We start from the raw sequence: 22,767 nt of genomic DNA on the forward strand, positions 1-22,767 counted from the left end.
GACGTGTCTTTTTTCATAGCGCGCACCTCGATAAAGCGCTTAGGACGATTCGCCTTCCGGCGTCCCTTCGAGATTCGAGCTCGGGGCCGGCAAATCGGAAACTTATTCGCAGTTCGATCAATTTTGATCCCCTCCTTGAGCAAAGATCAGTCCCGCAAGCAACTCCCACCTGCTGTTTCAGGTTCACTTTTTGCGGGAAGCTCTTGAAAAGACATAGTACGAATTGCGATGCTGACGCCGGCTCTGTTAAAGCCGCCAGACATGTTGCACCGCACGTCGCCCTTTGAGGGTTATAGACGATGAAGAACGTATCAATCGACGAGCTTCGCCCAACGCAAGCGACACACGGTCTCCGCGAGGTCGAGCAGAAGGCAGCCCAATACCGTTCGATGTCGCGCCATGAACTGAAAATGGCCATCGCTGAGAAACCAATACCGATCGTTCTTGGCCCCGACCAGGTTCCCTTCGCCATCGATCACCACCACGTAGCGGCGGCCCTCAATCGGATCAAGATTGACGCCGTGCCATGCGTGCTTGTCGCCGACCTCTCGACCCTTTCTCCAGCACAGTTCTGGCTGAGGCTGGAAGAGCATTGCTGGGTGCATCCGTTCGACAGAGAGGGAAGACGGATTTCCTTCCTGTCAATTCCCCGTCACGTGAACGATCTGGTCGACGATGAATATCGTAGCCTTGCTGCATTCGTGAGAGACGCCGGAGGGTTCGAGCGTACGCAGGTGCCGCTCGCCGAATTTCGCTGGGCGGACCTGTTTCGTTCCATTTTGCCGCTTACCTGTCCCGAGACCCGGTTCGATGCGATGGTGAAGAAAGCGCTAAAGCTGTCGAGGAGCAGGCTGGCTGTCGGCATGCCCGGATACCTGGGGGGCAAGGGAGGGAAAGTAAAATGAACCTGCTGATTGCCCTGTTCGGCGACGGGAAGGACTTGAACGCACTGCAAATGTCGTTTCGCGGCGCGGCGACGTTTCTCTGCACACTGCTTCTGATTCGGATTTCCGGACGACGCTCCTTTGGGCAGCGTTCGTCATTCGACTATGTTGTCGCGATATTGCTGGGTGCGACGCTCAGCCGCTTTATCGTTGGCGCATCGCCCGCGATTCCGACATTGGCCGCGTCACTGGTGCTGGTCCTCATGCACCGGGCTCTCGGTTGGCTCTGCGTCCGTTCGGCGAGCATTGACAAGCTCGTTGGCGGAGCGCACAGAACGATTTATCACGACGGGAAATTCGATGATGCGCAGATGTCCGCCGCGCTCCTCACCCGGAAAGACGTAAGCGAGGCGGTTCGTGCCAAACTTCACATAGACTCGCTCGATAGAGTGGATTCCGCGCTACTAGAGCGGAACGGTGACGTCACTCTGATCCTCAAACACCGGCCCTGCGAGGGCGAATGAACGCTTTCTTTGCATTCTCACCAAAGCCGCAGCGAGAATTCCCGGGCGGCACGCCATATGCACTGGGGGATTGTCTCAACATGAACTGAGGAGTTCACAATGACCACGTTAGATCCCCAATCAGGACGGACCGGCGCGCAAATTGTCGGCGGCGGCGCGGGCGATGGGCCGGGGCCCGAAGTCATGGACGCAGCGACGCTCGACGGTAACAAGGTCATCACGTCGGACGGTGAGCATGTCGGAAAAATCTCGAACATCATGCTTGACGTCCGCGGCGGGCGTATAGCCTACGCTGTACTTTCCGAAGGCGGTTTTCTAGGAATGGGCAACACGCTGCACGCGATTCCCTGGAGCGCCTTAACGCTGGACACCGCGGAGAAGTGTTTTCGTGTAGACATCACCGCCCAACGCATCAAGGATGACCCCGGTTTCGACAAGGACCATTGGCCGTCCATGGCCGATACAACTTGGGGCACGCAGCTTCACGACTACTACGGCCGCAGACCCTATTGGTCTAGTGACACGACTCTGGCTGCGCGGGATGCGGGCTTGTCGGAAGGCAACAACCCGGTCGACGTATAGGAGCTTTTCGCAGGACACCGGGGGCCGGTTTCCTCTACACAGGTAAAACCGTCTCTCGGGCCGTTTCCCAAGGCAATGGCAACGCATCTCTAGCTTCATGTCGTGGACACCGTCTCGACGTGGCCGTCCCCCTTGATTAAAGGTCAATCAATTGCGCGATTTCAGTCACGTCCAACGTTTGTCCTAATCTCGAATTCACCGCATGGCCCCAAGCCTGGACCCACTTCCCAATTTCAAGATACGCGCCCAGATTCTCCGCGACCTCATGCGGCATCCTTAAAGATACGCCGTTGTCCAACAACGCACCGCGTAATTCGCCTTTGGGTCCATAAAGAAGTAGAGCGATTTCTCCTGACGTTTCGCCCTCCCTTCTTTTTACGCTCTGGTGCCGGACTAAATCCCATTGTGGCCCATCATCGACGAGCTGCCGACCCCCCTTCGAGGTTATAAGGACCATGTCAATCACTTCAACATCTCGGGGTTTCACGCCCCTTACGCTGACGCTATCACCCACCGCGACGCGACGGGTCAATTTGCGCCCCAAGTGGGGCGGAACATGAACCTGCCGCGCGCGCCGATTAACTAAAATGAATCCGTCGATTTCACCTTCTGGGTTGAGCAGAAACCGTGCGACGCGCCCGCGAATCTCCGCAAGGCAGACTGGATCAATCGAATGCATCCTAAATTCTCCTATCGATCATTCGTTTCGAGAAAGCGTCGCGGCAGATGACGGTGCGCTGCCGTCCCACTCTTCAACGGCCGCTGTGGCGGGTTGTTTCGAACAGGAACCAGACACGCTCTTCAGTTTGATCGATCCAGTTTTCTATTAAGCTCGCGGTAGCTACATCTTCTTTATCGTCGCAAAGCTGGTGAAGCTGTCGCATGTATTGAACCAATGATTCGTTATCCTTACGTAGCTCGTCGAGCATTGCTTCGGGCGCGACGAACTTTTCATCATTATCGGACAAGCGCTTGAGGGATGCGATCTCGCCGATCGAGCGAATCGTCACGCCACCTAATTTTCTTGCACGCTCGGCTACGGGATCGATCATCGCAAAAACCAGCGACGCCTGATCATCGAGCAGGAGATGATAATCCCGGAAGTGCGGCCCGCTAACGTGCCAATGAAAGTTCTTCGTCTTGACGAATAGTGCAAACACATCAGCGAGCAACTTCGTCAAACCGGCGGATACTTCCTTTCGCACATCGTCCCCAAGGTCCGTTGGGGTAGTCAAATTCGCAGGAGCGCGGGCACCCTTTTTTTGAGCGATTTTTGTCGCCATGATGGACCTCCGGATATGGTAAGTGGCTCCTTTTCGCATGGGACGTGCCCGACTCTATTTTTCTCGGTCGACTTGAAGGGTCCAACGTGGGCACGGAGCTAGAAAACCGCCTTCAGACGTTTACAACACGACGCCGTTCCTAAGTCGCAGTTCAAATCCCGGGCCGGAGCCCGCTCTCCTTCCGACATCGCACGTAACAATGGAAGCCCTTCGGCGAATTTGAAGCGGGACTTCGCTGCGCGGCAAGGCGCAAACAGCGGGTGAGATTCGGTGAGGGCGATGAGCGTCTCGCAGACAGGCGATTTTCGTTACGTCCAGTGCCGACGATGCCCGCAGGCGAGCGCGACCGCGTGCCCTCCAAAGCGGCAAAATTGGGAGCGCTCAGGACCCGATCGCCCGCGCCGCACCACACGACTACGCCGCCTCGCCCTTCTGAACTATTGCCGCCCGGATAAGCGTCGTTAGCAGAGCGCCGTCCTCGCCCTTCAGAAATAACGCGTCAAAGTTCTCGATCGGCCCCTTTGCCTTTAACTCGTCAATGTCATAGCCAGTGGTCGCGACGATTACAGCTTCCGCCGTTGAGCGGAGCCCGCGAAGGACAGCCGCGACGGCAAACCCATCATGCTCTGGCATGGTGACGTCGAGCACGACGACATGGGGGGGCCATTCACGTACGAGGTCTACCGCCTCGGGCCCCGAGGCGGCGGCCCTCACATCGAATCCCTCTAATGCGAGGAGAGCGACTATCGCCTGGCGCGCAGCGGCAAGATCGTCGACCACAAGTACGCGCGGCATACAGTCATGCACAATCACTTTCCGGGACGATATTTGTGCTGATCGGGCAGCGTTGTCCAATCCAGCTTTACGCATTACGACAACTCTAGATGACACCATGATGCGCTCCAGACCCACGACCTGGTCGCGGCAAAGCTACGTGTTTCCCGCGACCTTATCGAGTGCAGCTCTCAGATTTTGCAAAGAGAATGGTTTTTGTAGAAACACGTGTGCGAAACCACACGCGGATAGGTGCGGCTGCACGCCTGAGGCCAGGATTATTCGCAGAGCAGGGCTCACCTCCAGCGCGCTTCGAGCGAGCTCGATTCCTGACTCCCCCGACAGGTCAATGTCAGTCAGAAGCACTCGGCAACATGTTCCTCGCAGTGCAACCAAAGCCGAATGTGCATTATTTTCCTGAAGTACCTCGTAGCCCAGTTCACGAAGCAACTCGCTTGTCGCGTCGCATGAACCAACATTGTCGTCGACCACCATGACAGGCGTTTGATGTGGATCGGGGGCTGCGCCGTTATCGCTATCACTCTCCGAGGCGAGAACATTGGTGGAAGCACCCAACAGACGACGAATCCGGGTAGCAAGTTGCTCGCGACTGTAAGGTTTGCTTAGCAAATGGACACCGGGATCCAGGCGGCCTCCATGAACGATGGCATTCTGCGTGTAACCGGAAGTAAAAAGAACCTTGAGGTCTGGGATGGCACGAGCGGCCAGCCGCGCCATCTCGACGCTGCGCAGAGGTCCAGGCATGACAACATCGGAGAAAAGCAGATCAATCCTGGCACCACTTCTCACGATGACCATCGCGCTCTGTGCGTCATCGGCCTTGAGCACCGTGTAACCAAGGCCGGTCAGCAGCTCTATAACGGTCGACTGAACCCTCCGATCGTCCTCAGCCACGAGGATCGTTTCTGAGCCACCGGTAACGGCGCGCGAATGAGACGTTTCAGAATCGACGACCTCGCCCACGGAGCGCTGAAGGTAAATCTTCACCGTCGTTCCATGTCCGGGTTCGCTGTATATCCTCATGTGACCGCCAGACTGTTTGACGAAGCCATATGCCATGCTCAGCCCTAGCCCCGTCCCCTCACCTTCCGCTTTAGTACTGAAATATGGCTCAAAAGCCCGCTCGAGTACTTCGCGTTCCATTCCTGTTCCGCTGTCGGTGATGGCCAGCAATACATATTGTCCTTCCGGCACGTCTTGCGGAAGCGCCGTATAGTGGCTATCGAGGAAGGCATTGGACAATTCCAGCGTAAGCTTCCCACCTGCTGGCATTGCGTCGCGGCTATTGATGGCGAGGTTGAGCACGACATTTTCCAGGTGATTCGGATCGACCAGCGTATTCCACAGACCACCCGCCACTATCGTTTCCACATGGATCAACTCTCCAAGAGCACGACGCAGCAGATCGTCCATGTAGCGCAGCATTGTCGCCAGATTCACGACTGCGGGTTGCAGAGCCTGCCGTCTCCCGAACGCGAGAAGCTGGGATGCAAGATTGGCGGCCTGCTCGACCGCATCCACGGCCTTGCCGAGGCGCTCGCTGGTCCACCGGTCACGCCCATGCCGCCGCTCAAGTAACTGCAGGTTACCGCGGAGGACCTGAAGGACATTGTTGAAGTCGTGCGCAACGCCGCCCGTCAGCTTTCCGATTGCCTCCATTTTCTGCGCTTGTAAAAGCGCTGAACGCGCATTATCGAGTTGCTCCTGCGCCACCTTGCGCTCTGTCACGTCCCGGGTAATTTTTGCAAAACCCAAGAGTTCGCCTTGCTCGTCCCGTATTGCGTCGATAATCACGTTGGCCCAAAAGCGCGTTCCGTCTTTTCGCACTCGCCAACCTTCTGTCTCGAAACGTCCCTCCGTGGCCGCCGTCCGCAGGCCTCGCTCAGGCACCCCCTGCGCCGCGTCCTCGGGTGTATAGAATTTCCGAAAATGTTCGCCAATGATCTGGTTTGCCTCGTATCCCTTGATCCGCGCCGCACCAGCATTCCAGTTCGTAACGATTCCATCCGGCGAGAGCATGAAGAGCGCATAGTCGGTTACGCCTTGCACGAGAAGCCTGAACTTTCGTTCGCTTTCAAGCACCGCTTCGTGCGCCTGACGCTTATCCGTAACGTCTCTTACGATTTTGGCGAATCCGCCGCCCCCGCATTCGGCGGATGACAGAGGTGTGATCACAACGCTCGCCCAGAAGCGCGATCCGTCCCTGCGTAGCCTCCATCCTTCTGTTTCACAGTGCCCATGCTCTCGCGCCGTCTGCAACAGGGCATCGGGGACCCCGGCCTCGCGATCCTCAGCAGGATAAAAAATGGAAAAGTGCTGACCTATGATCTCCGCAGCGGCATATCCCTTGATGCGTTCGGCGCCGGGGTTCCAGCTCGAGACGATTCCAGCGTCCGTGAGGCGAAAAATCGCATACTCGGAAACTTTCTCGGCGAGCAATCGTTCCCAGTCCGCAGGGCCGGCAAATTTCATCGGAGCCTCTATCGTTCGCGTCCTGATCTTGCGACCAGCCGGATGGCCCGCGTCCGCCGCGGGAGGTTAGGGTGCGCAAGTTTCGGGCCTGAACGAGCGAGATCGCCAACAACAAGGCTAACCCCTCGACGCCGATCTCTTGAGGAGGCTTGGCGAACTTCCCTCAGGTGTTCGGCTGTCACGCTGACCAACGGCCGCCTTTAGCTGGACAACGACGAAGCGCGCGATGCCGGTTGCACCGAATTACGGCCCGTCGGGCGCGAGCGGTTGGCGCGCGCTCGACGATGCCGCTTCGGTGGGACGGGTCGCCCGCGCGGCCAGTGGACAAGCGCGTCCATCGTGCGCGCGAGCGCTCCCCTATGAGTTTGTCGGGCCGCCGGCTGTGTGTCTAACCGGCCCGGCCGGGGTGCGCCGACGCCCTTTGTGCAATCGACATCACGGTACGACAACGCTCGCGCGCCCCAGGCGGGCATGGGTTCTGCGCGCTTCGTGCGAAGCGGCGCGTGCCGTCAGGAGATCGTCGATGCCGCTCGCGTACTTTCTGCATAGCGCCGGGCCCGCCGCCGCGCCCGTGCGGCTGCTCGGGTGGGCGCTCGCGGCGCTGTGCGTGGGCGTTTGCATCGCGATTGCCGTCTTGCTCGTGCTAGCGATGCGCAGACCGGGTTCGCGCGTCGCGCGGGCTCGGACTGGCGAACACGCCGTCGTCGACAACACCGGGGACCGCGACGCCCACCGCATCGTCGCCATCGGCACGGCGATTTCGACGGTGCTCCTGCTCGGCGCGCTCGTGGCAATGCTGCGCGTGCTCGCCGCGGTCGCGGATCCGCCGCGCGCCGCCGCGCTGAGCGTGCGCGTCACAGCGTACGACTGGTGGTGGAAGGTGACGTATACGACGCCGTCGGGCGCGCATTTCGCCACCGCCAACGAGATCCACTTGCCCACCGGCGAACCCGTACAGATCGATCTCGACAGCGCTGACGTGATCCACGCGTTCTGGGTGCCTGCGCTCGCGGGCAAGACGCAGGCGATTCCAGGCCAGGTCAACCATCAGTGGCTCGAAGCCGATCATCCGGGCGTTTGGCGCGGGCAATGCACGCAGTTCTGCGGCGCGCAGCACGCGCACATGGCGCTCGAAGTGGTCGCGCAAACGCCCGGCGACTTCGCGCACTGGCTCGACGTCCAGTCGCGCCCCGCCGCGCCGCCCGCGAACGCCGCCGCACACCACGGCGAGCAGATTTTCGCCGCGCAATGCGCCGCGTGCCACACGGTGCGCGGCACGCGCGCGGACGGCGCGCAAGCCCCCGATCTCACTCATCTCGCCTCGCGCCGGCTGATCGCAGCGGGGACGCTCGCGAATACGTCCGCGAACCGGCTCGACTGGGTCGCGCACGCGCAGCGCATCAAGCCGGGTTCGTTGATGCCCGACGTCGTCCTCACGCCCGCCGACGCCCACGATCTGTCGGCCTGGCTGGATACGCTTCAATGAGCACACTTCAATCACGCGCCCCGACGACATGAACGAGACCCCGGCCCCTTCCCCCGCCCACCCGCCGTCACGCGTTACCGTGCCGGCACGGCCGCGCGGCGCGCGGCTCTCGCGCGTGCCGGAAACCGGCCTGCCGCCGCTCGACGCCGCTACCGAACGCCGCCTCAAAGCGATCTGGGAAACCCGGCCCGGCTGGCGCGGCTGGCTCTCGAGCGTGGATCACAAGACCATCGGCATCCGCTATCTCGTCACGGCGTTCGTGTTCCTGCTGCTCGGCGGCACGGAAGCGCTCATCATGCGCGCGCAGCTCGCGCGCCCCAACGAAACGCTGCTCACGCCGCAGCAATACGACCAACTCTTCACGATGCACGGCGTGACGATGATCTTTCTCTACGCGCTGCCCGTGCTGAGCGGCTTCTCGAACTATCTGTGGCCGCTCGTGCTCGGCTCGCGCGACATGGCGTTTCCGCGCCTGAACGCGCTGTCGTACTGGGTCTTTCTCGGCGCGGGCATCCTGCTCTACGCGAGCTTTCCGCGCGGCCAGGGCGCGAACGCGGGCTGGTTCAACTACGTGCCGCTCGCTTCGGCCACCTACGATCCCGGGCCGAACATCGACGTGTACGCGCTCGGAATGGTCCTGCTCGGCATCTCGACGACTGTCGGCGCCGCGAATTTCGTCATCACGTTCTTGCGCATGCGCGCAACCGGCATGTCGATCGCGCGTCTGCCGATCCTCATCTGGGGCACGCTCACGGCCTCGTGCGCGAACCTGCTCGCGGTGCCGTCGGTGAGCCTCGCGTTCTTCATGCTCTGGCTCGACCGCAACGTCGGCACGCATTTCTTCGACACGAGCGCCGACGGCCGCCCGCTGCTCTGGCAGCACCTGTTCTGGATCTTCGCGCACCCGTGGGTCTATGTCGTGGTGCTGCCCGCCATGGGCATCGTCTCCGAGGCGCTGCCGACGTTTTGCAGGCGGCCGATCGCGGCCTATTCCGCCGTGGCGCTCTCGACCGTCGCGACCATGCTGGTGGGCTTCGAGGTCTGGCTGCATCACATGTTCGCGACCGGCCTGCCGCCGCTCGCGCTGGCGTTCTTCGGCGCGGCCAGCATGCTGATTTCGGTGCCGAGCGCGATTGCCGTGTTCGCCTGGATCGCCACGATCTGGACCGGCAAGCCGGTCTTCAAAACGCCCTTTTTCTATTTCGCGGGCTTCGTGCTTATGTTCACCGTGGGCGGCGTCTCAGGCGTGATGACGGCCGCCGTGCCGCTCGACTGGCAGCTCACCGACACCTATTTCGTGGTCGCGCACCTGCACTACGTGCTGCTCGGCATCAACGTGTTTCCGGTGCTCGGCGGCCTCGTCTACTGGTTCCCGAAATTCACGGGCCGGCTCATGAACGAACGCTTCGGCCAGTGGACCTTCTGGGTGCTGTTCGCGGGCTTCAATCTCGGCTTCTTTCCGATGCACATCTCGGGGCTGCTCGGCATGCCGCGCCGCGTCTACACCTATCCGGCGGACATGGGCTGGAACACCGCCAACCTCGTCACGACAATCGGCGCGTTCGTGTTCGCCATCGGCATCGCCATGTTCATCGGCAACGTGTTCTACAGCTTGCGGCGCGGCGAGCGCGCGGGCGCGAATCCGTGGCAGGCGGCGGGGCTCGAATGGTCGGTGCCGTCTCCGCCGCCGCCTTATAACTTCGCAATCCTGCCCAGCGTACGCTCGCGCGATCCGCTCTGGGCCGACGACGCGCGCGAGCCGCGCCGCGGCTTTCTGCTGCATCGCGGACGCGAGGCGCTCGGCGTCACCCCGCTCACAGGCGAGCCCGACGTGATCCTCAAGATGCCCTCCGACTCGTACGCGCCCTTCGTGCTGGGCGTGGCCGCGACGCTGGCTTTCGTGGGGCTGCTGCTGCGCTCCGTGTCCGTCACGGCGATCGCGGTGCTGATCTGCGCCGCCGCACTGCTGGCCTGGCTCTGGCCGCGCCGCGAACTGCTGCAACGCGAGCCGTTCGCGCTCCAGCCCGCGCCGCCGCCGGCGACCGACGGCCCGGAACCCGGCAGCGAAGACGACACGCTCGCGCTCCCCATCGGCAGCGCGGGCGAACACGCAGGCGGCTGGTGGGGCGTGCTCACGCTCGTCGTCACGGAGGCGGCGCTGTTCGGCTATCTGATCTTTTCGTATCTCTATCTCGCCTCGCAGAGCGCGCAGCCGTGGCCGCCCGAAGGCTTGCCCAAGCTCGGCATCAGCGGCCTGAATACCGTTTTGCTGCTGGCGAGCAGTGTGTTCGTCTGGCTCGCGGGTGCGCTCGTGCGGCGCGCCCGCGCACGGCTCGCTTTCGCCTCGATGGCGTTTGCGATCGCGCTCGGCATCGCCTTCGTGAGCATCCAGTTTTCCGAGTGGCGCGAGCGGCCCTATGGCATCGCGTCGAATCTCTACGGCTCGCTGTATTTCACCATCACGGGCTTGCACATGGCGCATGTGATCGTGGGGATCGTCATGCTGATCGCGCTCGCGGTCTGGATCGCGCGCGGCTATTTCGATGGCCGCCGCGACGCGGCGCTCATGATCGGCGGCTTGTACTGGCATTTCGTCGACGTGGTGTGGCTGTTCATTTTTTCCATGCTCTATCTGTCGCCGTACTGGATGCGAGGCCGCTGATGAAAAACGCCGCGAATCCGCACCCGGGCGAGCGCCACGTCCGCCACGCACCGACGCGCGCGCAGCACGCCGCCGCTTGGTTCGGCCTCGTCGGCGTGCCGCTCATCTGGATGACGCACGTGCTGCTTTGCACAGGATTGGTCGCGACCGCCTGCGCGGGCGGCGTCGTGCAACGCAACGCCTTGCCGTGGCCGCTCGTGCACTGGGCGCTGGCGTTCGCCTCGCTGTTCGCCGTCGCGCTCGCGCTCGCCGGCGTGCTGGCCGCGCGCCGCGCCTGGCGGGACAGCGCCGCCTTCGTCGCGCCGCAGCGCGAGACCTTCCGCTTCGTGGCCTGGTGCGGCTCGGCCGTTTCCATTGCATTCGCGATTGGGTTGGCCTTCACGATATCGGTGCTGCTGCTGTTGCCGCTGCAACCGCTGTGCGAGTCGCTGCGATGAAGCCGGTACCCGCACCGCGTTCGAACCGCCTCGCGCGCACCATCGCGAGCGGCGCGCTGACGGGCGCGCTCATCGCACTCACCTCGCTCGCCGCCTGCACCCGGCACAACGGCAACGCCCAGCACGACGCGACCCACGCCACGCAGAAGCCCGCGCCCGACGCCGCGCTCATCGCGCTCGGCGCCCAGCTCGCCAAGGCGGGCGATTGCGCGTCCTGCCACGACTCCGCGCAGCATCAGCCCTATGCGGGCGGCCAGCCCGTGAACTCGCCGTTCGGCGCGATCTACGCGAGCAACATCACGCCCGACCCGGTGCACGGCATTGGCCGCTACACGCCCGCGCAATTCGCCGATGCGCTCCAGCGCGGCGTCGCGCCCGGCGGCAAGCGCCTCTATCCGGCGATGCCCTGGCCCTCGTTCGCCAACCTGCAGCCGCGCGACGTCGATGCGCTCTACCAGTACTTCATGTACGGCGTCACGCCCGTGCCGAACGCCGTGCGCGAAACGCAGTTGCCCTTCCCGTTCAATCAGCGCTGGGTGCTCGCCTTCTGGCGCATGGCGTTCGCGCGCCAGGACGCGTATACGCCGGACGCGCGGCAATCGGCGCAATGGAATCGCGGCGCGTGGCTCGTGCAGGGGCTCGGCCATTGCGGCGCGTGCCACACGCCGCGCGGGCCCGCGTATAACGAAATGGGCTACGACGAACGCAGCCCGCTGTATCTCACCGGCGGCATAGCCGATCACTGGTACGCGCCGAATCTGACCGGCGACCCCGGCAGCGGACTCGGCCGCTGGAGCGCCGACGACATCGCCGCCTTCCTGCACGACGGCCACAACGCGCGCGCCTATGCGTTCGGCGCGATGGCGCCCGTGATCGGCGCGAGCACGCAGTATCTGAGCGACGACGACGTGCACGCCATCGCCGTCTATCTGAAATCGTTGCCCGCGCGCGAGCCGAGCGGCGCCTACGACGACGCGCGCGCACCGCGCGACGCGACGATGGCCGCGCTGCGCACCGGCACGCCCGAGCATCCCGGCGCGGGCGTCTATCTGGCGTTCTGCGCGAAGTGTCACGGCGCGGACGGCCGCGGCGTCGGCGACAAGGCGCCCCCGCTCGCGGGCAGCACGCTGGCGCTGTCCGCCGATACGACCAGCATGCTGCGGCTCGTGATTGAGGGCAGCGAAAGCCCGCGCACCGCGACCGGCGGCGAACCGCACAAAATGCCCGCCTTCCGCAGCCAGTTGACCGACGCCGAAATCGCGCAGGTCGCCAGCTTCGTGCGCGGCGCGTGGGGGAATCAGGCCGCGCCCGTCGCGCCCGCGGACGTCACGCGCTTGCGCGAAGCGATCCATAAATAAACGCGGCTCGCTTTCCTCGCAGTCTGCTCGCAATTTCCTCGCCGTTTACCGACTCGCGCGGGCATCGCGACCTTCGTCGATCGAACGCCGCGAGCGGCCGTCGCGCCACGGTACGCGCATTGCGCAACGAGCGGTGTCCCTTTCAAGGAGAGCCACCATGCCGGAGAAGAAAACTATCGAGCGGGCGCGCGCCGACAAGCGCGCCGGCAAAGCCGCCAGCACGCAGGCGGGCGAGTTCGTGAAGGAAGAGATCGATCACGTGCGCGAAGGCAAGCACGGGGTGCGCTCGGCGAAACAGGCCGTCGCGATCGGGTTGTCGAAGGCGCGCCGCGCAGGCGTGGACGTCGCGCCGCCTTCTAAGGGCAGCACCAGCGAGGCGACGCGCAAGAAAGCCGTGAAGGACCGCGCCGCGGGACAGGGCAAGCACGCGTCGTCGGCGAGTACCGAGTCGAGCACGAAGCGCTCGAAAACGACCACCGCCGTGCTGAAGAAGGAAGGCCAGGCGGGCGCTTCGGCAGCCGCGTTGTCGCAGCAAACCAAGAGGGCGGCGGCGCGTAGGCCGGCCGCCAGTCGTTCGGCGGCGGCGACGAAAGCGGCGCAAACCAAGGGCGCGGCGGGCCGTTCCACTGCCGCGAAGAAAGCCGCGAAAACTCGCGCGGCGCGTGCCTCGTCATCCCATCATTAGCCGCACATTTGCGCAACGGCGCGCGCGGGAAACTTCGTGCGCCGACGACCCTTGGGGGCACTCTCCTGCGGCTCTGCGCCGCTACCCGCCGCCCGGATCCAGCACTCCGCCGCACAATCCCAGCGCCGCCGTGATGAGGCCCAGATGGCTCAAGGCCTGCGGAAAATTTCCGGAAAGGCAGGCGCGGCCCACATCAAATTCTTCCGCGAGCAAGCCGACATCGTTGGCGACGCGCAGTACCGACTCCAGCCGCTCGCGTGCCTCGGCCTCGCGCCCCATCAGACGAAGGCAGTCCACGAGCCAGCAACTGCAGGCGATGAACGCGCCTTCGTCTTGGCCCGCTTGATTTTCCGCACCGCGGCGCCAGCGCCGGATGAGGCCGCCATCGTCGAGTTCCGCGACGATGCGTTCGACGGTACCGACCATACGCCCATCGTCGGGCGGCAGAAAGCCCACCAGCGGAAGCAGCAACAGACTGGCGTCGATGTCGCGTGCCCCGTAAAACGACACGAAGCTTCCGAGGCCCGCGTCCCAGGCTTCCCTGCACACTTCGCCATGGATTGTGGCGCACAGCTTCGTCAGCCGCGCGTGACGCTTTTGCTCATCGGGATCGGGCGGGATTGAGCCATTCCGCGTATCGCATTGCGCCGCGTCGAGCGCGCAACGCAGCCCCTTCCACGCCATGACCTTCGACCAGGTGTAGTGGCGTAATTCGCCGCGCGATTCCCACATTCCGCTGTCACGCCAGTGCCAGCAGCGCGTCAGTTCATCGGCAAGCTGACGCTCCACGGCGCGCTGTCGCGCGCTTACGTCCAGACCCGCGCGCCGCGCGAGCGACAGCCCGTATAGCACTTCGCCAATCACATCGACCTGACGTTGGGTTGAAGCCGCGTTACCCACGCGCACTGGCTGGCTGTAGCGATAACCTTCCAGCGCGCCGAGCTCCCATTCCGGAATCTGCCGCTCGCCGTCCACGCGATAGAGCGTTTGCACCCCGTCCGGCGACGTGCCCACCGCATCGAACATCCAGTGGAGCCAGCGCTGCGCTTCGTCGCGCAAACCGGCGTTCAGAAACGCACCCATCGCAAAGCAGCCGTCGCGCAGCCAGCTATAGCGATAGTCCCAGTTCGCGCTACCGCCCGGCACCTCGGGCAAGCTGCTCGTGCAGGCCGCAACCATCGCCCCGCTCGGCCTGTAGATCAGCGCTTTCAATGTGAGCAGACTGCGCCTGACCGATTGCGCCCACGGGCACGACCGCATATCGACGCCGGATATCCAGCCGCGCCAATACGCGACGGTCTGGTCGAGCGCGACATCGGCATCCGGCCATGCGGGCAACGGCGCGGCGGATGACACCTCTGCTTCAAGCGCGTGTGTGAGGCGCAATGCGTTGCGCTCACCCTGGCGCAGGACGAAGTGGGAGCGCACGCATGCATCGTCGATTTCATGCGCAATCTGGCCCTCGCAGGAAAGCCGGACGCGATGCACGCCGCAACGCACACTGAACGCCTCGCCTTGCGCTTCAATCCAGGGCCGCAACTGGCCGAAGTCGAAGCGCAGTTGAAGGTCCGAGCGCATCGCCATTTCGCCGGACGTGCACTCGATGATGCGATACATCGCGCGCGGCGAACGGCTGCCGTCGGTATGGAGAAAGTCGGTTAGCGTGGCGCGGCCGGTGACGGTCTCGAACGTGGTGACGAGCACCAGCGTATCAGCGAGATACCCGCGCGACACCGTCCAGTGCGTGCCTTGCGCGGGATGCACGGTCCAATGGCCGCTTTCTTCCGTGCCGCCGAGCAGGCGCGCGAACACCGCCGGACTGTCGAAGCGCGGCCAGCACAGCCAGTCGATCGCGCCGTCTCGATCGGCGAGCGCGGCGCTCTGGCCATCACCGAGCAGCGCATAGTCCTCGAGCGGCCGATATCTCGATGTTCCGGGTGCGGCGGATGTGCTGGATGCCTGCGGCGGGTCGTTCATCGCCGGTTTCTGCGCCATACCCATAACACGCCGCACCCGAACGCGCAGATCGTCGCCGCGATGGCCGCCGAGCGGTGGCGATCCGTGAACATTTCCAGGCTGCGCGCGCGGGCTTCGTCGTCGAAGCGGCCGTGCGCGCCGTAGTCGCCCGGCACTGGCGTGTAGAGATTCGACGGCGCATCGGGCGGCAGTGGCTCGCCGGTAATCTGTCCGCGATAACCGGCGCGCGCGAGATAGCGGTCGAGCAGTCCCGGCGCAAACCGGTTGGCGAGAATGGCCTTCGCCGTCGACCAGCCGACCCACACCTGACGCCGCCGGTGCGTCGCCGCAAAGTAAATCGCCCGAGCCGCCACCTCGGGCTGAAACACCGGCGGGACCGGTCGGGCGCGTCGCCCCGTGAGATTCATCGCCCAGTCGAATTGGGGGGTATTGATCGCGGGCAGATCGACCATCGTCAAGTGGATGTCGACGCCGTCGTGCAGCAGTTCGCTACGTAGGGCATCGGTGAAGCCACGTATCGCGAACTTCGCGCCACAATACACCGACTGCAGCGGCACCGCGCGATAACTCAGCGCCGAGCCCACGTTGACGATGGTGCCGCGGCCAGAGTGCCCCGCCGCGCGCATACAGCGCAGCGCGGCGAGCATACCGTTCACCTGGCCCAGATAGGTCACCTGAGTCCCGCGCTCGATGTCGCGCGCGTTCAGCGCGGCAACGGGTGCGAACGCGGTCGCCATCGCCACGTTGACCCAGACGTCGAGACGGCCAAAGGCTTGGAGCGCCGCCTCGGCGGCGCCGTCGACCGCTTCAGCGTTCGCCACATCGGCTGGCAGCGCGAGCGCTCGCACGCCATAGCGCCCGGCCAGCTCGTTCGCCGCGCGCTCAAGGCGCGCCGGATCTCGCGCGATAAGGGCCACGTCGTGCCCATGCTGCGCGAAGGCTTCGGCGGCGGCCCGGCCCACGCCCGCGCTCCCGCCCGTGATGACCACTTTCAGCTTGTTGCGTGCCATCGAGCATCCTCGTTGAGCGCCAGCGTTCAGGACTTCTTGCCCGGCAGCACCGAAGCCATCACCTGCCGCGCCGTATTGGCGATGATGCCGCGCTCGCCGGGGTCGCCCTGCATCAGGGCCGTCGCGAAATGGCGCGCCTGATCGAGCGTCACATGCGGCGGCAGCGGGGGCACCTCGGGATCGGTCTTCACCTCGATCACAACCGGACGCGGCGCAGCCAGCGCCTGCTCCCAGGCGTCGCCGAGCTGATCGGCGTCGTCCACATAAATGCCGGTCAGACCGATCAATTCCGCGAAGCGGTGATACGGCACGTTCGGAATATCCTGCGAGGCCTCGAATTTCGGATCGCCCATCATCACGCGCTGCTCCCAGGTGACCTGATTCAGATCCTCGTTGTTGAACACCGCGCAGATCCAGTTCGGACTGGCCCAGTTGCGCCAGTATTTCGCGACCGTAATGAGCTCGGCCATGTTGTTCATCTGCATCGCGCCGTCGCCGACCAGCGCGATCACGGGCCGTTCGGGATGCGCGAATTTCGCGGCGATGGCATAAGGCACCGCCGCGCCCATCGACGCCAGCCCACCCGACAGTGAACACATCATGCCGCGGCGGATTTTCAGATCGCGCGCGTACCAGTTTGCGCACGAGCCGGAGTCGCTCGTGACGATCGCGCCATCGGGCAGACGCGGCGACAGCTCCGTGACCACACGCTGCGGATTGACCTTGCCGCCTGTGGGCGCCTGCGCACGCTCGTCGAGCACGCGTTGCCAGCGCTCGTTTGCATGGACGATGCGGTTGCGCCAGCTCTCCTGGCTCTTCTGTTCGAGCAGCGGCAGCAACGCGCGCAGCGTGGCCGCGCTGTCGCCGACGAGGCTGACTTCCATCGGATAGCGCAGGCTTAACATGCCCGCGTCGATGTCGATCTGCACGGCGCGCGCATCGCCCTCCTTAGGCAAAAATTCGGAGTACGGAAAACCTGATCCCACCATCAGCAAGGTATCGCACGACGACATCATCTCGTCGGTCGGCTTCGTGCCGAGCAGGCCGATCGAACCAGTCACCCAGGGGAGGTCGTCAGGCACGACGGCTTTACCTAGCAGCGCCTTGGCTACCCCCGCATGCAGGCGTTCAGCCACGGCGATCACTTCGTCGGTGGCCTGCATCGCACCTGCACCCACCAGCATCGCCACGCGATGCCCGGCGTTGAGCACATCTGCCGCGCGCTGCAGATCCTCTTGACGCGGCAGGACCTCAGGCGCGGCGTACCCAACCCCGGAGTGTGCCGTGCCATGCTTGCGCGGCGGCGCTTCGTATTCGAGTTCCTGAAGATCGTTCGGCAGCACGATGGCGGTCACCGTGCGGCGCGACAGCGCGATGCGCACGGCGCGATCGACCACATGGCGCACCTGCGCGGCCACGCTCGGCTGCTGCACATAGGCGCCGGCCACGTCCTTGAACATCGACACGAGATCGAGTTCCTGCTGGTAGTGCGCGCCCAGCGCCGCACGCGCCTGCTGGCCCGCGATCGCCAGCACCGGCATGTGATCGAGCCGCGCATCGTAGAGACCCGTGAGCAGATGCGCCGCGCCTGGCCCCGAAGTCGCGATGCAGACACCGAGCCCGCCACTGAATTTCGCATAGGCGCTCGCCATGAATGCCGCCATTTCTTCATGCCGCGCCTGCACGAAGTCAATCTTGCCCTCGGCGCGCTGCAAGGCGCCGAACATGCCGTTGATGCCGTCGCCGGGATAGCCGAACAGCCGTCGCACGCCCCATTCGTGCAGACGTTCGACGATGAAATCGCTTACGGTTGCGCTAGCCATCGACGCTCTCCTTTTGCAGTGCTTGCGGGATTGATGAGTCGACTTGCGCAAAGCGCAATCCTGAACCGAGCGCGGGCGTGACCCGGTTCTATTCCGACAAACGCCTTTCGGCTACGCAGCCAGGCGCGCGATTTGCGCGCGGATATGAGCAAGTGGGAAATTTTCCCAAACCGCACGACCGCATAAATAGCCACAAATAACAGCACCAAGATCACGAACATCGACCCGGCCCTTCAGGCCCATCCCATTCGAGGACATGCGACCGCGATGAATCCGCATCAGGTGAACCGTATCGATGCACGTGCCTACACGATCCCAACCGATCGCGAAGAAGCAGACGGCACGATCGCATGGCAATCAACCACGCTCGTCGTCGTGGAAATCGACGGAATGGGTCACACCGGACTTGGCTACACCTATGCGCATGCAAGCGCGGCGGAGTTGATCGTCGGCGAGTTCGCCGAGATCGTGCACCGTCACGACGCGTTCGACATCGGCCGGATCGCGTTCGCGATGCAGCGCGCCGTGCGCAACATCGGCCGTCCCGGCGTGGCGGCGTGCGCGATTTCCGCCGTCGATACGGCCTTATGGGATCTCAAGGCGCACGTATTGAACGTACCCCTCGCCGTGCTGCTCGGAAAGCAGCGCGACAACGTGCCGGTCTATGGCAGCGGCGGCTTCACGAGCTACGACATCGACGCGCTCCAGGCCCAACTGCGCGGCTGGGTCGAGCGCGACGGTTGCCGCTGGGTCAAGATGAAAGTCGGCAGCGCGCCAGACGACGACCCGCAACGGGTAGCTGCGGCGCGTGCTGCGATCGGCGGCGCGGGACTGTTCGTCGATGCCAATGGCGCCTACACGCTCAAGCAGGCGCAGCGCCTTGCGGCCGCATTCGCAAAGCAGGACGTCCGGTGGTTCGAAGAGCCGCTCTCTTCCGACGATCGGCGCGGCCTCGCCGCCCTGCGCGCCGCGTTGCCCTCCGGCATGGCGCTCGCCGCGGGCGAATACGGCTGGAGCGCCGACGATTTCCGGGCGCTGCTCGACACGCACGCCGTCGACGTACTCCAAGCCGATGTAACGCGTTGCGGCGGCTTCACCGGCTTTCTACAGGCCGACGCGCTCTGCGATGCGTGGCATGTTCCGCTCTCGGCGCATTGCGCGCCCGCGCTGCATCTGCATGCGGCGTGCGCCGCGCGGCGACTCGAGCATATCGAATGGTTCCACGACCATGCACGCATCGAGTCGATGCTGTTCGACGGCGCCCCCGCGCTACGTGACGGCGCGATCGCGCCCGATCTCGGCCGTCCCGGCCACGGCCTCGCGCTTCGTCACGCCGATGCCGAACGTTTTGCAATCTGACCACGGAGATCGGGCGACATGACTCAGGCTTCACGATTTGCGGGCGGACTGGCGAGCCTCGCGGCGGGTGCCGCGCTCGCGTTCGTCGCGACCCGCTCGCTGCGCGAGGCGCGCAGCGCACCTGCCATCGGCAAACATGTCGCTGCGGCGCGCGCTTTCAATCACGGTTCGGCACTGCTTGCGCTTTCCGTGCTCGCCGACAGCGCGATGGAGCATTACCGCGGAGGCTTCGAGAATCGCGCCATGTACGCGGCGCTCGCGAGCGCCGCGGCAGCATTGGGCGCGAGCCTGCATGGCAGCGCCGACCGCACCGAGGCCTCGCACGCCTTGCGTCACGCGATCCAGCTCGGGGCCACCGCGACCGGCACGGCGGGAACCGCCTTCCATCTCTACAACGTGGGCAAGCGGCCGGGCGGCTGGAGCTGGCAAAACCTCTTTTACGGCGCACCGGCGGGTGCACCGTTCGCGCTGCTGCTGTCGGGCGCGCTCGGCGCGATCGCGGAGCAACTGCGCGATGAGCCGGAACACGACCCGCGTCTGTTTGGCCTGCCCGCGGGCAAGGCGCTCGCGCTCGTTGCGAGCGCGGGTTTGCTGGGCACGGCCGCCGAGGCGGCGCTGCTGCATTTTCGCGGCTCCTACCAGCATCCGGCGATGTACGCACCCGTGACCGTCGCGCCCATCGGCGCCGCGCTGCTCGCGCACGCGGCGCTAGCCGCGCCGACGCAAGCCCGGCGTCTGGGCGGATTCGCACGCACGTGGCTGCGGCTGACATCGGCGCTCGGTTTCGCGGGCGCGGGCTTTCACGCGAATGGCGTGGCGCGCGCGCAAGGCGGCTGGCGCAACTGGTCGCAGAATCTGCTGGCCGGGCCGCCGCTGCCCGCGCCGCCTGCCTTTAGCGCCCTCGCCGTGGCAGGCCTTGCGGCGCTGCGCATGCGGGAGACCGAGCGATGACCGAAGGCCGCTATCCAGGCTACGACGTGCTCGCGAAGCGGGACACGCCTTCGTGGGATACACCGACACGTCGGGTCATCGACGAGCGGATGCGCACGCACGACGCCGCCCGCTGGCTAGGCCCGTCGGCGTGGCGCGCGCTGGTGGCGCTGTGCGAATGCATCGTGCCGCAACAGACAAACGCGCAAGCCCGAATCGCCGCGCCCGCACAGAATGCTGAGGGCGCGACCATCGTGCCCGTCGCGGCGCTCGTCGACGGCAAGCTGCTCGAAGATCGCCGTGACGGCTTTCGCGACAGCCGCCTGCCACCGCTGCGGGAGGCGTGGCGTATTGGGCTCGCGGCTCTCGATGCAGAAAGCGATAGGCGTCATCGCCATCCGTTCGCCGATATCAAACCGCAACAACAGCGCGATCTGCTCATCATGCTTCAACGAGGCGAGTTCCATGGACGAGCATGGGAAGGCATGCCTGCCGACGTGTTCTTCGCGAAGCGCGTGCTGCACGACATCTGCTCGGCATTCTATTCGCATCCCGCAGCGTGGAGCGCCCTGGGTTTTGGCGGCCCGGCAAATCCGCGCGGCTACGTACGCCTCGTCGCTGATCGCCGGGATCCGTGGGAAGCCGTCGAAGCGCGCGACGACAGCGAGTCGGCCAAGGCACGTGCGCGACGCGCCAACGCACATATCGGGGCGTCCAGACGCCATCGAGCCCAGCCATGAGCGCAGATACACACGACGCCCAGACGGCACCGCGCGGCAAAGCAGGGCACGCGCCCGATGTGTTCCGGCGCGGCGGCTGGATACCGATGCGCGAATATCCGCACGACGAAGCGGTCGATTTCGCTATTGTCGGGACCGGCGCGGGCGGCGCGACGCTCGCCTGCAAACTCGCCGAAGCCGGCTTCAGCGTCGTGGCATTCGACGCTGGCGCGTGGTGGCGGCCGCTCGAAGAATTCGCCTCGGACGAAACCCATCAGTCGAAACTGTACTGGACCGACGAACGCCTCTGCGACGGCGACAATCCACTTCAGCTCGGCAGCAACAACAGCGGCAAGGCGGTCGGCGGCAGCATGGTGCATTTCGCGATGGTGTCGCTGCGTTTTCGTCCCGAATGGTTCAAGTCGCGCTCGCTGCTAGGCTATGGCGCGGACTGGCCCATCGACTGGCGCGAGATGTGGCGCTATTACACCGAAGTCGAGCGCGTGCTCGGTATTTCGGGACCGGTGCGCTATCCGTGGGGACCAAAGCGGCCGCGCTATCCATATCGCGCGCACGAGGTCAATGGCGCGGGTCTCGTGCTTGCGCGGGGCTGCGAGGCGCTTGGCATTCCGTGGTCGCCGACGCCGCTCGCCACGCTCTCCGCGCCGCGCGGCGACGCACATCAGTGCGTCTATCGCGGCTTCTGCGTGACGGGATGTTCGACCAACGCGAAGCAGAGCACGCTCGTCACATGGATTCCTCGCGCGGTGAACGCGGGCGCGGAGATTCGCGATCTCGCGATGGTCGGCCGCATCGAAACTAACGCACAGGGACTCGCGAGCGGCGTGCATTTCCATCGCGAAGGCCGCTGGCATTTCCAGCGCGCGCGCAACGTGGTCGTGGCCGGTTATGCGATCGAGACGCCCCGTTTGCTGCTCAACTCGGCCAACGGGCGCTTTCCGGACGGACTGGCGAACAGATCCGGACTCGTCGGCAAATATCTGATGGTGCAGCTCAACCAGGCCGCGTGGGGCACCATGGACGAGGCGATCCGCTGGTACAAGGGGCCGCCGTCGCTCGCCCTCACCGAACACTGGAATTACACGGATCGCGGCAAGGACTTCTTCGGCGGCTATTGCTACATGAGCCAAGGCCCGTTGCCGGTCGTCTGGGCCGGCACGCAGGCCGGACGCGGTCTCTGGGGCGACGCGCTTACGCACGAAATGGCGAAGTACAACCATCAGGCCGGATTGAAGATCGTCGGCGAAACACTGCCGCAGGAACGCAACCGCGTGACCCTCGCCGACGAACGAGACGCACTTGGCCTGCCCGTCGCACGTGTGACGTGGTCAATGCACGACAACGACCGCCGGATGGTGCGGCACGCACTCGGCTTCATGCGCCGCGCGCTCGACGCGGCCGGCGGGCGAGACATCTGGACGCAGGACGACGACACTTGCCACCTCAACGGCACGGCGCGGATGGGCGACGATCCGAGCAACAGCGTCGTCAATGCGGACTGCCGAAGCTGGGATATTCCGAATCTGTGGATCTGCGACGGCTCAGTGTTTCCGACGGTGGGCGGCGTGAATCCTTCGTTGACGATACAGGCAATCGCCTGCCGGACCGCTGAGCGCATTCGCACCATGGCCGCGTGCGGCGAACTGTGAGCTTTAAATTCACAACGGGGCGAAAGGTTGGTGTGAACGGAACGGGATTTGCGCTGCGAAAGTTACCCGCGCACCAGCGTCAATCCACATCCAATGTTCGAAGGAGCCGAC

At 64.5% G+C, this 22,767-nt stretch carries 19 protein-coding genes; 12 read left to right on the forward strand and 7 right to left on the reverse strand.

Going from position 1 to position 22,767, the window contains the following annotated elements; all coding sequences use genetic code 11:
• Positions 1–299: 299 nt before the first annotated feature.
• The 3 genes from BMY06_RS33630 to BMY06_RS33640 all read left to right on the forward strand — a co-directional run bounded on the left by BMY06_RS33630 (position 300) and on the right by BMY06_RS33640 (position 1,990).
• Positions 300–905 (forward strand): ParB-like protein, encoded by a 606-nt coding sequence (locus BMY06_RS33630; protein ID WP_074987312.1) that lies wholly within the window; start codon positions 300–302, stop codon positions 903–905.
• Entirely contained in the window at positions 902–1,408 is a 507-nt protein-coding gene (locus BMY06_RS33635) for a DUF421 domain-containing protein (protein WP_074987313.1), read from the forward strand. Before BMY06_RS33630 ends, BMY06_RS33635 begins: the two co-directional genes overlap by 4 nt.
• A gap of 99 nt (positions 1,409–1,507) precedes the next feature.
• The gene (locus BMY06_RS33640) at positions 1,508–1,990 is read left to right on the forward strand and encodes a PRC-barrel domain-containing protein (RefSeq protein ID WP_074987314.1); all 483 of its coding nucleotides are present in this window, start codon (positions 1,508–1,510) and stop codon (positions 1,988–1,990) included.
• Between the two features lie 136 nt (positions 1,991–2,126).
• Here BMY06_RS33640 and BMY06_RS33645 read toward each other — a convergent pair whose 3' ends face one another.
• The 4 genes from BMY06_RS33645 to BMY06_RS33660 all read right to left on the reverse strand — a co-directional run bounded on the left by BMY06_RS33645 (position 2,127) and on the right by BMY06_RS33660 (position 6,540).
• Positions 2,127–2,669, reverse strand: a complete 543-nt coding sequence (locus BMY06_RS33645) for a hypothetical protein (RefSeq protein ID WP_074987315.1) — start codon at positions 2,667–2,669, stop codon at positions 2,127–2,129.
• Between the two features lie 73 nt (positions 2,670–2,742).
• Positions 2,743–3,273 (reverse strand): Dps family protein, encoded by a 531-nt coding sequence (locus BMY06_RS33650; protein ID WP_074987316.1) that lies wholly within the window; start codon positions 3,271–3,273, stop codon positions 2,743–2,745.
• Positions 3,274–3,687: 414 nt separating this feature from the next.
• Positions 3,688–4,053 (reverse strand): response regulator, encoded by a 366-nt coding sequence (locus BMY06_RS33655; RefSeq protein ID WP_161495527.1) that lies wholly within the window; start codon positions 4,051–4,053, stop codon positions 3,688–3,690.
• 150 nt (positions 4,054–4,203) lie between these two features.
• Positions 4,204–6,540 (reverse strand): hybrid sensor histidine kinase/response regulator, encoded by a 2,337-nt coding sequence (locus tag BMY06_RS33660; RefSeq protein WP_074987317.1) that lies wholly within the window; start codon positions 6,538–6,540, stop codon positions 4,204–4,206.
• 226 nt (positions 6,541–6,766) lie between these two features.
• On the opposite strand from BMY06_RS33660, the gene BMY06_RS33665 reads away from it, so the two are divergent.
• The 5 genes from BMY06_RS33665 to BMY06_RS33685 all read left to right on the forward strand — a co-directional run bounded on the left by BMY06_RS33665 (position 6,767) and on the right by BMY06_RS33685 (position 13,168).
• On the forward strand, positions 6,767–8,026 hold the full coding sequence (locus BMY06_RS33665; RefSeq protein WP_080180138.1) for a cytochrome c oxidase subunit II: 1,260 nt from the start codon (positions 6,767–6,769) through the stop codon (positions 8,024–8,026).
• Positions 8,027–8,054: 28 nt separating this feature from the next.
• Positions 8,055–10,688 (forward strand): cytochrome c oxidase subunit I, encoded by a 2,634-nt coding sequence (ctaD, locus tag BMY06_RS33670; RefSeq protein WP_074987319.1) that lies wholly within the window; start codon positions 8,055–8,057, stop codon positions 10,686–10,688.
• Positions 10,688–11,125, forward strand: a complete 438-nt coding sequence (locus tag BMY06_RS33675; RefSeq protein WP_080180139.1) for a hypothetical protein — start codon at positions 10,688–10,690, stop codon at positions 11,123–11,125. Before ctaD ends, BMY06_RS33675 begins: the two co-directional genes overlap by 1 nt.
• Positions 11,122–12,483: a cytochrome c gene (locus BMY06_RS33680; protein ID WP_074987320.1), complete on the forward strand. Its 1,362-nt coding sequence runs from the start codon at positions 11,122–11,124 to the stop codon at positions 12,481–12,483. Before BMY06_RS33675 ends, BMY06_RS33680 begins: the two co-directional genes overlap by 4 nt.
• Positions 12,484–12,640: 157 nt before the next feature.
• Positions 12,641–13,168 carry a DUF6496 domain-containing protein gene (locus BMY06_RS33685; protein WP_074987321.1) on the forward strand — a complete coding sequence of 176 codons (528 nt, stop codon included), beginning with the start codon at positions 12,641–12,643 and terminating at the stop codon, positions 13,166–13,168.
• Positions 13,169–13,249: 81 nt separating this feature from the next.
• Here BMY06_RS33685 and BMY06_RS33690 read toward each other — a convergent pair whose 3' ends face one another.
• From BMY06_RS33690 to BMY06_RS33700, 3 genes are read right to left on the reverse strand one after another with little or no spacing between them, the layout of a single operon-like run.
• Positions 13,250–15,169: a glycoside hydrolase family 15 protein gene (locus BMY06_RS33690; protein WP_254055495.1), complete on the reverse strand. Its 1,920-nt coding sequence runs from the start codon at positions 15,167–15,169 to the stop codon at positions 13,250–13,252.
• A complete protein-coding gene (locus BMY06_RS33695) occupies positions 15,142–16,155 on the reverse strand; it encodes an SDR family oxidoreductase (RefSeq protein WP_074987322.1) in 1,014 nt (337 codons plus the stop codon). The genes BMY06_RS33690 and BMY06_RS33695 overlap by 28 nt, the downstream gene beginning before the upstream one ends.
• A gap of 26 nt (positions 16,156–16,181) precedes the next feature.
• Positions 16,182–17,978 (reverse strand): thiamine pyrophosphate-requiring protein, encoded by a 1,797-nt coding sequence (locus BMY06_RS33700; RefSeq protein WP_074987323.1) that lies wholly within the window; start codon positions 17,976–17,978, stop codon positions 16,182–16,184.
• 267 nt (positions 17,979–18,245) lie between these two features.
• Here BMY06_RS33700 and BMY06_RS33705 point away from each other — a divergent pair, with 267 nt between their 5' ends.
• The 4 genes from BMY06_RS33705 to BMY06_RS33720 are packed head-to-tail and all read left to right on the forward strand — an operon-like array spanning position 18,246 to position 22,656.
• Complete coding sequence (locus BMY06_RS33705; RefSeq protein ID WP_124263353.1) at positions 18,246–19,337, forward strand: enolase C-terminal domain-like protein; 1,092 nt, start codon at positions 18,246–18,248, stop codon at positions 19,335–19,337.
• Between the two features lie 18 nt (positions 19,338–19,355).
• Positions 19,356–20,288, forward strand: coding sequence for a hypothetical protein (locus tag BMY06_RS33710; RefSeq protein WP_074987324.1), 933 nt, complete (start codon positions 19,356–19,358; stop codon positions 20,286–20,288).
• On the forward strand, positions 20,285–21,007 hold the full coding sequence (locus tag BMY06_RS33715) for a gluconate 2-dehydrogenase subunit 3 family protein (RefSeq protein WP_074987325.1): 723 nt from the start codon (positions 20,285–20,287) through the stop codon (positions 21,005–21,007). The genes BMY06_RS33710 and BMY06_RS33715 overlap by 4 nt, the downstream gene beginning before the upstream one ends.
• Positions 21,004–22,656, forward strand: a complete 1,653-nt coding sequence (locus tag BMY06_RS33720) for a GMC family oxidoreductase (protein ID WP_065065787.1) — start codon at positions 21,004–21,006, stop codon at positions 22,654–22,656. Before BMY06_RS33715 ends, BMY06_RS33720 begins: the two co-directional genes overlap by 4 nt.
• Positions 22,657–22,767 lie beyond the last annotated feature (111 nt).

The sequence above is a fragment of the Paraburkholderia tropica genome (assembly GCF_900109265.1).
Classification (GTDB): Bacteria; Pseudomonadota; Gammaproteobacteria; order Burkholderiales; family Burkholderiaceae; genus Paraburkholderia; species Paraburkholderia tropica.